This window comes from Oceanobacillus phoenicis (genome assembly GCF_047238145.1).
Classification (GTDB): Bacteria; Bacillota; Bacilli; order Bacillales; family Amphibacillaceae; genus Oceanobacillus.
Map to the genome: position 1 here is coordinate 1,326,226 of NZ_JBDFME010000001.1, position 13,231 is coordinate 1,339,456.

Here is a 13,231-nt window from a genome sequence, read left to right on the forward strand (position 1 = left end):
GTGAATAGACGTGCTTTAAAAACGAAAAAATCAAGAGGAATCGCAAAAAATGGTGAATAGACGTGCTCTAAAAACGAAAAAATCAAGAGGAATCGCAGAAAGAAGTGAATATGCGCACTCTATAAACGAAAAAGCATGAGGAAACCAGAAAAGTAGTGAATAGACGTGCTTTAAAAACGAAAAAATCAAGAGGAAGAGCAGAAAGTGGTGAATAGACGCACTCTATAAACGAAAAGATCAAGAGGAAACCAGAAAAGTAGTGAATAGACCACTTCTACAAAACCAACTTGGCTTCAGAACCCTCAGATAACAGTAATAGAGTACATCACCCTATAATTAAGGTGAAACATTCAACTACTCACATCAACTAACTCAGTGTAATTACCAAATACTATACATACTAACTAGTAAATTGTCGATATTTCCCGGGAAATGTAAGCTTAGTCCTGAAAGTATAACTAGAGTTAGGTTTGAATTGACTTTTTATGATTCACCTGTCAAAGTATTCACTAGAAAGAAAGGTGGTACGTATGTTTTCAGTTGGACAAATGGCATTAATTAGTATCTTTTCTCATTTATTTTTCATCTATATGACGTGGCGTCTGGTTATGGCGTTAAACATTGATTATATTTTTAAGAAAGGCAGAGCAGGAGAAGCAAGAGTTTTTCTTTTGTTTCTAACTATTGTTATCGGAGCGGGAGTTAGTCGTTTCTTCTTAGAAGTACTGCAGTGGTCCGGAGATTTAACGTATCTTTTCTAAAATCCTAGCTAGCTCTGCAAATAGCGCTCTCTTTAATATAATGTCGGAATTTGTTTCGTATGTAAAATTATCCTTCTGTCAAAACTAAGATTAATAGATTTGATAGGAGGATTTTTCATGTTTAATAGACTTTTATTATTCTTTATATTTATTTCTTTATTCTTAACAACAACGCATGCATCTGAACTAGATTCAGATGAAATGGTAGCTCTCGGAAATTTTGCTATAGAGCAGCAACTTGAGGTGGAAAACTGGCAAGTTAATATAAAAGAATCTATATCAGTAGATAAAGCAGAAAAGCTAGTAGAGCAACTTAAAGATGACTTTTCTTATGAGAAAAAAATAGATGAAAAAAGTATAAAATATATCTTTAAAAACGATCATAAAATAGATAGTATGGACGTATTGTATAAAGTAATTTTGCCAACTGAATCATCATTACAGGCAGAAATTATCGCTCTTTTAGAAGGGGCTGATTGGAGCGAAGAAATAAAAGAAACTTATATAACAACTAAGAATGAAATTGTTCATAAATTGTTTACAAAATTAGCTCAATCATATACTTGTCTGACCTTAGTAAATGATGATATAATGAACAGTGATGTTTTTATAAATCATGCAATAAATTATTTTAATTTACGACATACAACAACACAATACGACAATATAGCAAAATCCACGATTAAAAAGTCATTTTATGGGTATACAGATTTATGGAATGAATTTTACTCTGTAGATGATGGACCGATAAATGTACAAATAGCTATTATAGAAGACGATGCAGGAAATGAGCAATACACGATAGGAACACCTATCCTAATACATGAATATTAATATAGGGAAATTGGATCTGAAGGGGATTTATAACATGGAAAAAATCATCGTAAGTGGCGGACACCAATTGAATGGCACCGTTCGGCTTGAAGGTGCTAAAAACGCTGTATTACCTGTTCTAGCTGCAAGTTTAATTGCGAGTGAAGGGAAAAGCGTTATTAAAGAAGTACCGGTTTTAGCAGACGTATATACAATAAATGAAGTATTACGTAATCTAAATGCAGATGTTGAATTTAATTCAGCTACAAAGACAGTAAATATTAATGCATCAAAACAATTAGAGACAGAAGCCCCATTTGAATATGTAAGAAAGATGCGTGCATCTGTACTTGTTTTGGGACCATTATTGGCCCGTTATGGACACGCGAAAGTTGCTATGCCAGGAGGATGTGCGATAGGTTCTCGACCAATTGATTTACATCTTAAAGGCTTTGAAGCAATGGGAGCAGATATCCATGTAGGTAATGGCTATGTGGAAGCAAAAGTCGATGGCAGATTACAAGGTGCAAAGATTTATCTTGATATGCCAAGTGTAGGTGCTACAGAAAACATTATGATGGCTGCAGCACTCGCAGAAGGAAAGACAGTAATTGAAAATGCTGCAAAAGAACCGGAAATTGTAGACTTAGCAAATTATCTTAATAAAATGGGTGCGAATATCGTTGGAGCAGGTACGGAAACAATCCGTATTATTGGTGTGGAAAAACTTCACGGTACAGAGCATACAATCATACCTGACCGTATTGAAGCAGGTACCTTTATGGTGGCAGCGGCAATAACTGGAGGTAATGTATTCATTGAGAATGCAATGCGTGAACATTTGCGCTCTGTAATTTCAAAGTTAGAAGAAATGAATGTAAACGTAATTGATGAGAATGGCGGATTACGTATTATTGGACCAGAGAAATTAAAATCAACAGATATTAAAACATTACCACACCCTGGTTTTCCAACAGATATGCAATCACAAATGATGTCACTAATGCTACGTGCAGAAGGTACAGGTGTAATTACAGAAACTGTTTTCGAAAATCGTTTTATGCATGTAGAAGAATTTCGTCGCATGAACGCCAATATTAAAATTGAAGGACGCAGTGTAATTATTGAAGGTATTTCAGAATTACAAGGTGCTGAAGTAGCAGCTACAGATCTTCGCGCAGCTGCAGCACTTATTTTAGCTGGTCTTGTGAGTGATGGGTACACACGTGTGACTGAACTTAAACACCTTGACCGAGGCTATGTGGATATTGTTGATAAGTTAGCAGCGCTTGGTGCGGATATCAAGAGAGTGGATGAGAACGGAGTAATTGTACAACCACTCTATGTAACTACCGCAAAAGAATCAAATGAAATTGCTGCGGATTAATTAACTATTTTCTAAAAAAATTATTTCAAAAGTAGATGTGTAGATGCACATCTACTTTTTTCATATTCCAGGAAAATTTCCCTTATTAAGAAACCAAGAATAATTTAAATCTTTTTATATTATACCCACTTATATTAATAATATTCAGATTAATAACAAATATAAAACTTCTCATAATTGAAAAAACATGATAAAATTAATAGAAAATTAACAAAAGTATAAGTAGGTGAGACAACATGAAAATATACATATCGATAGACATGGAAGGTATTACAGGACTACCAGACTATACCTTTGTTGATGCCAAAAGCCTTAATTATGAGCGTTCTAGGAAAATCATGACAAAAGAAGTGAACTACGTTATTCAAGCTTCTTTTGACTATGGTTGTGAAGAAGTGCTTGTAAATGATAGTCACTCCAAAATGAATAATTTGCTAATTGACGAGATTCACCCAGATTGCAACTTGATTACCGGAGAAGTGAAGCCTTTTTCTATGGTACAAGGTTTGGATCATTCATATACGGGTGTTTTTTTGGTTGGTTATCATTCTCAGGCAGGAAGTCCAGGAGTAATGTCACATTCAATGATTCATGCGGTGAGAAATTTTTTCATTAACGATCATTGTATTGGAGAAATGGGGATGAACGCTTACTTAGCAGGGTATTACGACGTCCCTATTTTATTAGTTACAGGCGATGATTACACAGCGAGAGAAGCAGAAGAACTGATACCAGATGTTACAACAGCTATCGTCAAAGAATCAATATCGAGATCTTCTGTAAGGAGCCTTACTCCATCAAAAGCAGGAGTATTATTACAGAAACAAGTGAAACAAGCATTAACAAATGCAAGTAATGTAAAACCCTTATTTCCACCAGAACACCCTGAATTAACCATTGAATTTTGTAATTATGGTCAAGCAGAATGGGCGAATCTTATGCCAGGAACAGAATTGATCGAAGGTACAACAAAGGTGAAGTTCCGTGCAAAAGATATGAAAGAAGCATATCAAGCTATGTTAGTCATGACAGAGCTGGCAATGCATACTACATTCTCTTAAACAAAAACAGACAACTGTATTAGCAAATTTATTAGGGGGTGCATCCGTTTGCTGAAATACATATTAAAAAGATTAGCCGTTATGGCGGTAACGCTGTGGATTATTATTACACTAACCTTTGTATTAATGACGAGTATACCAGGTTCACCATTTAATAGTGATCAATCTTCAAATGAAACTATTCGAGCAAACTTAGAAGCGCATTACAATCTAGATAAACCACCACATATTCAATATTTACTTTATTTAAAATCTATAATTACATTTGATTTTGGACCTTCGATTAAACAGCCAAATCAATCTGTAAACGATTTATTATCGAGAGGATTTCCAATTTCTTTCGAATTAGGGATTGTCACCATCGTTGTTGCAGTCATTTCAGGTATTTTAGTAGGGATTATCGCTGCACTTAGACATAATGGAATATTAGATTACTTAACTATGGGGATAGCAGTATTAGGAATTTCCATACCAAACTTCATATTAGCTACATTACTGATTCAGCAACTCGCAGTAAATTATGAAATTTTTCCAACCGCAACGTGGAAAAGTCCAGCACATATGGTTCTTCCAGTACTGGCACTGGCAACAAGTCCGATGGCAATTATAGCAAGGCTTACTCGTTCTACGATGCTTGAAGTTCTGACACAGGATTACATAAAAATGGCTAAAGCAAAAGGATTATCTCCTTGGAAAATTGTATTTAAACACGCGCTTCGTAATGCGTTAATGCCTGTCGTCACCATTATGGGAACATTATTAGCCGGAATTCTGACTGGTACATTTGTAATTGAGCAGATCTTTGCGATTCCAGGGATGGGCAAATATTTTGTTGAAAGTATAAATCAACGGGATTATCCAGTAATTATGGGAACGACGGTATTCTATAGTGCTTTTCTAATAATCATGTTATTCCTTGTAGATATTGCATATGGGATCCTAGATCCTCGAATAAAAATGAATAGTAAGGGAGGAGAAGCATCATGAGTTCCAATGAAGAATTACCCGATAAAAATCCTCCCACAGTGCCAGATGAATGGTTCTCTTGGAAAGGTAAGGATACATTAGAAGCAGAGTCTGTTGCCAGACCTTCTCTTTCTTATTGGCAAGATGCATGGAAACGCTTGGTGAAAAACAAAATGGCAATGCTTGGATTAATATTTTTAGTATTGCTTACAGTCATGGCAATTTTTGGACCGATGATTTCACCATATGAAGTTAACAAACAGGACTTGCCAAATCAGTATCAGCCACCTTCCAGTGAGCATTGGTTTGGTACAGACAGTGCTGGAAGAGATGTATTTACGAGAACGTGGTACGGTGCTCGAATCTCCCTTTTTGTTGGATTAATGGCAGCACTCATTGATGTTACCGTAGGAATTATTTGGGGAGGTATTTCCGGTTATAAAGGCGGTCGCACGGATAATGTGATGATGCGTATTATTGAAATCTTATATGGATTACCATATTTGTTAGTTGTTATCTTACTTCTTGTAGTATTAGGACCAAGCCTAGGCACGATTATCCTTGCTCTAACGATAACTGGTTGGGTCGGGATGGCCCGAATTGTGCGGGGACAGGTGTTACAAATAAAAAACTATGAATTTGTCCTCGCTTCACGAGCGTTCGGCACGAAGTCATCGAGGATTATTCGACGGAATTTATTGCCGAACACGATGGGTCCAATTATTGTTCAAATGACATTAACCGTGCCATCTGCCATTTTTGCAGAAGCATTCCTGAGTTTTATTGGACTGGGCATTCAAGCCCCTTTTGCAAGTTGGGGTGTCATGGCCAATGATTCATTAGGCGCGATTCTTTCTGGTAACTGGTGGACATTGTTCTTCCCAGCGTTCTTTATATCATTTACGATGTTTGCATTTAATGTACTTGGAGACGGACTTCAGGATGCACTGGATCCGAAATTAAGGAAGTAGGTGAACCATTTGGAAAAAATACTCGAAGTAAAAGATCTTCATGTGACGTTTACAACTTATGGTGGTTCTGTCCAGGCTGTCCGTGGGGTTAATTTTCATTTAAATAAGGGAGAAACGTTAGCAATTGTAGGAGAATCCGGATGTGGAAAAAGTGTCACGTCGAATGCAATCATGAGACTGATTCCTAACCCACCAGGAAAAATCACCAAAGGGAATATTTATTTTAAAGGGCAAGACTTGATTCAGTTCCGAGAGAAACAGATGCGATCAATCCGTGGTGTGGATATTTCAATGATTTTTCAAGATCCGATGACAGCATTAAATCCAACACTTACCATTGGTACACAACTAATGGAAGGATTGAAAGAACATAAAGGTATTTCAGGAAAGGAAGCGAAAGCAAAAGCGATTGAAATGATGGAATTGGTTGGAATACCGAGTCCAGAAGAGCGTTTGAAGCAATATCCACACCAATTTAGTGGAGGGATGCGGCAACGTATTGTCATCGCAATTGCCTTGATTTGTGAGCCGGACCTGCTTATAGCAGACGAACCAACGACAGCACTTGATGTAACAATCCAAGCTCAGATACTAGAATTGTTTGAAAAAATACAGGAAAAGATGGGTGTTTCCATTATTTTGATCACACATGATTTAGGGGTAGTTGCTAAAATTGCAGATCGAATTGCGGTAATGTATGCAGGAAAAATTATCGAATCAGGTACGAAACGAGAAATTTTCTATCAACCGCAACATCCATATACAAAAGGATTGTTAAATTCTGTACCTCGATTGGATGTAAAGGAAGATATATTAAATCCAATTGACGGAACACCACCTGATTTATTCTCACCTCCACAAGGATGTCCGTTTGCAGCAAGGTGTCCATTTGCGATGGAGGTGTGTGATAAAGTTTACCCAGTTCAGACAGAGTTAACGTTATCACATAGTGTGGATTGTTGGCTTCAGGATGAACGGGCACAACAGCTATTAGCTGAAAGTTCTTTAAAATATTAAAAAGGGGGAAATGGTATGAAGAACAAAAAATTACTGTTGGTTTTGTTGGCTCTATTAACGGCACTTGTATTAGCAGCATGTACTGCAAATGAAGATGCCGGTGAGCCAGAAGGTGCTGATGCAGGAGAAACAGAAGAAGGAGAAGGTCAAGATGAGGAAGCTGCTGGAGAAAAAGTACTCCGTTTAAATAACGGTGTAGAACCGACTTCACTCGACCCATCGATTGGGTTTGATCAAGTTTCTTGGGATCCGTTAAACAATTTAATGGAAGGGCTAACTAGGTTAGATCAAGATCATGTTGCCGGACCAGGTGTAGCAGAAGATTGGGACGTATCTGAAGACGGACTGACTTATACATTCCATTTACGCGAAGATGCAAACTGGTCGAATGGAGATCCAGTAGTTGCTGAAGACTTTGTATATGCATGGAAATATATGTTAGAACCAGCGAATGCATCCTCCGCAGCGTTTTTAGCGTACTTTATTGAAGGAGCAGAAGCATTTAATAATGGAGAAGGCTCAGCAGAGGATGTCAATATTACGGCGGTAGATGAAAAGACATTAGAAGTAGTATTGGAAGCACCAACTGGATTCTTCTTAGATGTTCTAACGAATCCAGCATTCTTCCCAGTAAATCATAAAGTGGCAGAAGAAAATCCCGACTGGCATGCAGAAGCAGACTCGTTTGTTGCAAACGGTCCATTTTTATTAGAATCATGGGATCATGATAGTGAAATGGTATTTGCGAAAAATCCAGAATACTGGGATGCAGGAGCAGTTAATTTAGATAAGATTCATTTTGCAATGGTAAATGATGAAAATACACAGTACCAAATGTTCGAGACTGGAGAATTAGATTCTATTGGAGATGCAACAAGTATTCCTGCTGAAATGTCAGATGAATTAATTGATGGAGATAATGTATTTATTGGTGATTACGGCGGACTAGAATTCTTCCGTTTTAACATTACTGAAGAACCATTCCAAAATAAAAATATTCGTAAGGCGTTTGCTTATGCGATCAATCGTGAAGATATTGCCAACTATGTCGTGAAAAATGGTGTAGAACCTGCATATGGTTTTGTATCTCCCGGATTTACTACTCCGGATGGTGGGGATTTCCGTGATGCAAATGGGAATTTAGTAGAGTTTGATCCAGATACAGCAAAAGAACTTTTAGAACAAGGAATGGAAGAAGAAGGATATAGTGAACTTCCAAGCATTGTTTTATCTTATAACACAAGTGATACGAACAAAGCTGTTGCTGAATCGATTCAAAATATGTTGAGTGAAAATCTTGGTGTGGAAGTATCATTAGAAAACCAAGAGTGGAACGTATTCGCTGAAGCGCAGCAAAATTTAGAATTACAACTATCACGTAGTTCTTTTATTAATGACTATAGTGATCCAGTAAACTTCTTAGAAAGTTTTATTACAGATTCTTATATGAACCGTACTGGTTGGTCGAATGAAGAGTATGATGAGTTAATTGAAAAAGGAAAAACGGAAACAGATGAAGAACAACGCTATGAGTATTTATATGAAGCAGAGAGATTGCTTGCTGAAGAAATGGTTGCAATGCCAATTCGTTACTATAATACAGTAGTTCTAGAAGCGGATCATGTGGAAGGAATTCTACGTCATCCAGTTGGTTATTTTGATTTAAAATATACTGACGTAACAGAGTAATTATAATTGAAAATCCTCAAAGACAATATACAAAGAGATAGCTAGAATAAGCGTAAGATATATACAGAGCCACTTTGAAAATCAAAAATCGATTTTCTGTCTGCGATACAATGCTATCAAGGTTTGTCTGTTGGGAGTGAGGCCTAGGTGAGCCTCTGGATGCTTATGCATCGGAGACTCACCAGCCGATCCCACAGAAAGCGGAGTATATTTCTGAAGCGGATTTTTTAATTTACGTAAATAACCTACATTGTGGGTTACTATACGGAGCTTGCGACGTTATTTAATAAATACATAAGAAAGAGGGATCTTTTCATGATACTTCCTAATCGTCTCAAAGAAGGAAATAAGATTGGAATAGTTGCTCCAGCAGGACCTCCTAACCGAGAAAAGATAAATAAATCTTTATCTTTTTTTGAACAGTTAGGTCTTCGCGTACAATTAGGGAATTATCTTTTTGACGAAAGAGGTTACTTATCAGCTAGTGATGAACAGCGACTGGAAGATTTTCATGAGATGATTGCAGATGATAGTATTAAAGCAATTTTTTTCGCACGGGGTGGATATGGATCTGCTCGTATCGTTGATCAATTAGATATGACGTTAATTGGAAATAACCCTAAAATTATTTGGGGTTATAGTGATATAACTTATTTACATACGGCAATTCGTCAAGCAACGGGATTGGTTACCTTTCATGGTCCAATGGCCGCATCTGACATTGTAAAACCTGATTTTGATCGATTCTCATGTCAATTATTTAGACAATTATTTGAACCAACTGAATTGATATACTCAGAGAAAGTTTCTTCTCTTTCGGTGTATACAAAAGGAACCGCAAAAGGAGAAATTGTTGGTGGAAATCTATCATTATTAGTGAGTTCAATGGGGACAGCTTATGAAATTAATACAAAAAACAAGCTATTATTAATAGAAGATGTAGGAGAAGAACCTTATCGTGTAGATAGTATGCTTAATCAGTTAAGACTAGCTGGAAAGTTAGAAGATGCAGCTGGAATTATCGTGGGAGACTTTGCTGATGCGGAACCATCCCTTCAACCAAGTCTCTCTTTAACAGATGTATTTGAAGATTATTTTCGACCACTCGGAAAACCTGTAATCGGTGGGTTTAAAATTGGACATTGTTTTCCTCATTTTTCACTGCCGTTAGGTGTTGTGGGGGAGTTATCTTCAGAAAGCAAATCTTTAACAATTGATCCAGGTGTCAGATAAAGGAGAGATAATATGAAGATTACAAATCTAGAAACCTTTATTGGATCTGTGCCATTACATACTCCGTTTAAGACAGCTTTACGTACCGTAACGGTAGCTGAATCTATCATCGTCAAATTAACAACTGGAGATGGATATGCAGGGTGGGGGGAGGCTCCTCCGACTCATGTCATAACTGGGGACAGTCTGGCAAGTATCGAATATGCTATTAATCAAGTGATCAAACCACTTTTACTCGGTACATCATTATCTGCTTATGAACGCATTTTTGAGCAACTAGAAGCGTGCATGATTGGAAATACGAGTGCCAAAGCTGCTGTTGATATGGCTATTTATGATTTATTAGCACAATATGCAAAACTACCCCTTCATCAATATTTAGGAGGGTATCAATCAGAAATCGAAACAGATTATACCGTCAGTGTAAATGCTGTAGAAGAAATGGTACGTGATGCTAACCAATATAAACAAAACGGATTCTCGATACTGAAGGTAAAGGTCGGGAAAGATCCAATTGCAACAGACCTAGAGCGTATAAAAGCGATTCGTCAATCAATTGGTAATGAAGTTTGTATTCGACTTGATGCAAATCAAGGTTGGAAGCCAAAAGAAGCTGTTCAAGTAATTCAGCAGATGGAGGACTTGCAACTAAATATAGAGCTTGTAGAGCAACCAGTCCCAGCAAAAGATATAGAAGGATTAAAATATGTAACGGAACGAACAGAAACTCCAATTATGGCGGATGAAGCGGTATTCTCTATTTATGATGCGAGACAAGTACTGGAAAATAACGCAGCAGACCTTATTAATATGAAATTAATGAAGTCAGGTGGAATCCATCAAGCTAGAAAAATAGCAACTTTAGCGCAAAGCTATGGAATTGAATGTATGGTAGGTAGCATGATAGAAACGAAACTAGGAATTAGTGCGGCCGCGCATTTTGCTGCTAGTCATCCGGTTGTTACAAGATTTGATTTTGATGCTCCGTTAATGCTTTCAGGAGATTTGGTTCATGGTGGTGTAAATTATAAAGGTAGTCATCTGTCATTTAGTAAGGGGTATGGATTAGGAATAAGTGGGATACGTTCCGAGTTTTTGAAATAAAACATAGTGAAATAACTTCGAAGGGGAGGAGGTTAAAAATGAATCAAACGTTTGATCAATTAACCGACGAATTTGGGATAGTCAATGTACAAGTGGCAACGGTTTGGACGACTCCGGAATCTGCCAGAGATATAGACAAAGATGGGCTAACGAACCCAACGAATATCAATCAATGGTACCAGCACCTATCCTATAATGAACGATTAGCGCTATGTAACGAAAATAGAGTGCAGACGCAAGCATTATACGGCGAACCGGTGATTATAATTAATGAGTTAGATGAATGGGCAGAAGTCGTATTGCCGTTTCAACCTTCTAAAAAAGATAAAAGAGGATATCCTGGATGGATTCCAAGGCAACAATTATCCATGACAACGAAGTCAGATTGGATAAGAGAATCAATGGCGATAGTTATCAAAGATAAAAGTTGCTTCGTAACCCAAGACAGGGAACAGACGATTGAAACTAGTTTTGCAACTATTCTACCTGTAGTAACGGAAGAACAACATCGTGTACAAATTCAGACTCCACATGGCTTGCAATATATAGCTAAAGAAGACGTACAGATTTTTTCTACAAAGGATGGAGTCTCTCGTGGAAAGGGAGAAGATATCGTCCAAGTCGGAATGCCATTCTTACAATTAGATTATTTCTGGGGAGGAATGAGCTCTTTTGGCTACGATTGTTCCGGATTAGCTTATGTAGCTCATAAAGCGAATGGATACTGGATTGCACGAGATGCCGGTGATCAAGCAGCAAGTGGAAAAGAAATACCGTTTGATGAATTACAATCTGGAGATTTACTGTTTTTTGCGTACGAAGAAGGAAAAGGCAGTATCCATCATGTAGGCATATATAAAGGAAATGGTGAAATGTTACATTCTCCACAAACAGGTAAAGGGATCGAAATCACTCCATTAGTGGGAACCAAATATGAAAAAGAATTATGTGCAGCACGAAGATACTGGTGATTGGGAGGGATAAGAATGCAAGATAATATTTTAGACGTTCGTAACTTAAAGAAATATTTTCAAGTCGGTAAAGGTAGCATCTTAAAAGCAGTTGATGATATCTCTTTTCATGTAAAACGTGGAGAGACTTATGGGCTGGTTGGGGAATCAGGTTGCGGAAAATCAACGATTGGTCGAACCATTCTAGGTTTATATAACAGGACAGATGGAGAAGTAATTTTTGATCATGAAAATGTACATGAATTAAGTGAAAAAGAACGATTTACTTTTTATCGAAAAATGCAAATGATCTTTCAAGATCCATATGCATCATTAAATCCACGTTCTACGATTAAAGAGATTATATCTGAACCAATGGAAGTACATGGCCTATATTCCAATAAAAAAGAGAGATTGAAACGTGTCCATGAACTGTTGGAAGAGGTAGGTTTGAATAAGGATCATGCCAATCGTTATCCTCATGAATTTAGTGGAGGCCAGCGTCAACGGATTGGAATAGCTCGAGCACTTGCTTTAGATCCAGAATTTATTATTGCAGATGAACCGATTTCCGCATTGGATGTTTCGGTACAAGCGCAGGTAGTTAATCTAATGAAGCGATTGCAACAGGAAAAAGGATTAACTTTTCTATTTATCGCTCATGATTTATCGATGGTAAAGCAGTTTTCAGATCGAATCGGGGTTATGTATTTAGGGAATATGGTGGAAGAGACGGAGAGTGAACATTTGTATGATAATCCGTTACATCCATACACGAAGGCATTGTTATCAGCGATTCCTATTCCGGATCCGGATATTGAGGATCAGCGGGAACGAATTATATTAGAAGGTGAACTACCGAGTCCGATTCATCCTCCTAGCGGTTGTGTGTTCCGTACACGTTGTCCGATGGCGATGGAAGTTTGTGCAAAAGATCGTCCTGTATGGCAAGAGGCAGAGAAAGGTCATTATGTTGCATGCCACCTGTACGATAAGTCAAAAGCGAACAGTCCTCATACCGGACCACAGCTGAAAGAAGGAGCAATAAGTTAAATAACTCTAAAAGCTAGTTCTATTCATATTTTGAATGGAGCTAGCTTTTTTAATCCTTGCAATAAAAATCTCTTCAAGGGTCTCTTAAAGTGTGTTTTGCTTTTTGAGAAACAGGAATATAGATATGTAGATAGTTGCAATACGAAACGAAAAAATGTTACAGGAAAATGAAGTTTTTCTTCTTCGCTAAATTTAAGGTCTATTTTTTCAAGTGACTGTATAGATT

12 protein-coding genes are annotated in these 13,231 nt (G+C 37.3%); all 12 read left to right on the forward strand.

Annotated features, from left to right (window positions below):
• The first annotated feature begins 530 nt into the window (after positions 1-530).
• The 12 genes from ABC346_RS06955 (at position 531) to ABC346_RS07010 (ending at position 13,005) form a co-directional block, all read left to right on the forward strand.
• Positions 531-761: a DUF1146 family protein gene (locus ABC346_RS06955; RefSeq protein WP_413234159.1), complete on the forward strand. Its 231-nt coding sequence runs from the start codon at positions 531-533 to the stop codon at positions 759-761.
• A gap of 117 nt (positions 762-878) precedes the next feature.
• A complete protein-coding gene (locus tag ABC346_RS06960) occupies positions 879-1,595 on the forward strand; it encodes a YwmB family TATA-box binding protein (RefSeq protein ID WP_413234160.1) in 717 nt (238 codons plus the stop codon).
• Between the two features lie 34 nt (positions 1,596-1,629).
• A complete protein-coding gene (gene murA, locus ABC346_RS06965; protein WP_413234161.1) occupies positions 1,630-2,961 on the forward strand; it encodes a UDP-N-acetylglucosamine 1-carboxyvinyltransferase in 1,332 nt (443 codons plus the stop codon).
• 236 nt (positions 2,962-3,197) lie between these two features.
• Positions 3,198-4,022, forward strand: a complete 825-nt coding sequence (locus ABC346_RS06970; protein ID WP_413234162.1) for a M55 family metallopeptidase — start codon at positions 3,198-3,200, stop codon at positions 4,020-4,022.
• 48 nt (positions 4,023-4,070) lie between these two features.
• Positions 4,071-5,009: an ABC transporter permease gene (locus ABC346_RS06975; protein WP_413234163.1), complete on the forward strand. Its 939-nt coding sequence runs from the start codon at positions 4,071-4,073 to the stop codon at positions 5,007-5,009.
• Positions 5,006-5,959 (forward strand): ABC transporter permease, encoded by a 954-nt coding sequence (locus ABC346_RS06980; RefSeq protein WP_413234164.1) that lies wholly within the window; start codon positions 5,006-5,008, stop codon positions 5,957-5,959. Before ABC346_RS06975 ends, ABC346_RS06980 begins: the two co-directional genes overlap by 4 nt.
• 9 nt (positions 5,960-5,968) lie before the next feature.
• On the forward strand, positions 5,969-6,976 hold the full coding sequence (locus ABC346_RS06985; RefSeq protein WP_413234165.1) for an ABC transporter ATP-binding protein: 1,008 nt from the start codon (positions 5,969-5,971) through the stop codon (positions 6,974-6,976).
• Between the two features lie 15 nt (positions 6,977-6,991).
• A complete protein-coding gene (locus ABC346_RS06990) occupies positions 6,992-8,665 on the forward strand; it encodes a peptide ABC transporter substrate-binding protein (RefSeq protein ID WP_413234166.1) in 1,674 nt (557 codons plus the stop codon).
• Positions 8,666-8,980: 315 nt separating this feature from the next.
• Positions 8,981-9,898, forward strand: a complete 918-nt coding sequence (locus tag ABC346_RS06995; RefSeq protein ID WP_413234167.1) for a S66 peptidase family protein — start codon at positions 8,981-8,983, stop codon at positions 9,896-9,898.
• Between the two features lie 12 nt (positions 9,899-9,910).
• A complete protein-coding gene (locus ABC346_RS07000; RefSeq protein WP_413234168.1) occupies positions 9,911-11,002 on the forward strand; it encodes a dipeptide epimerase in 1,092 nt (363 codons plus the stop codon).
• A 38-nt stretch (positions 11,003-11,040) separates the two neighbouring features.
• Positions 11,041-11,973, forward strand: a complete 933-nt coding sequence (locus ABC346_RS07005) for a C40 family peptidase (protein WP_413234169.1) — start codon at positions 11,041-11,043, stop codon at positions 11,971-11,973.
• A 15-nt stretch (positions 11,974-11,988) separates the two neighbouring features.
• Positions 11,989-13,005 carry an ABC transporter ATP-binding protein gene (locus ABC346_RS07010; RefSeq protein ID WP_413234170.1) on the forward strand — a complete coding sequence of 339 codons (1,017 nt, stop codon included), beginning with the start codon at positions 11,989-11,991 and terminating at the stop codon, positions 13,003-13,005.
• Positions 13,006-13,231 lie beyond the last annotated feature (226 nt).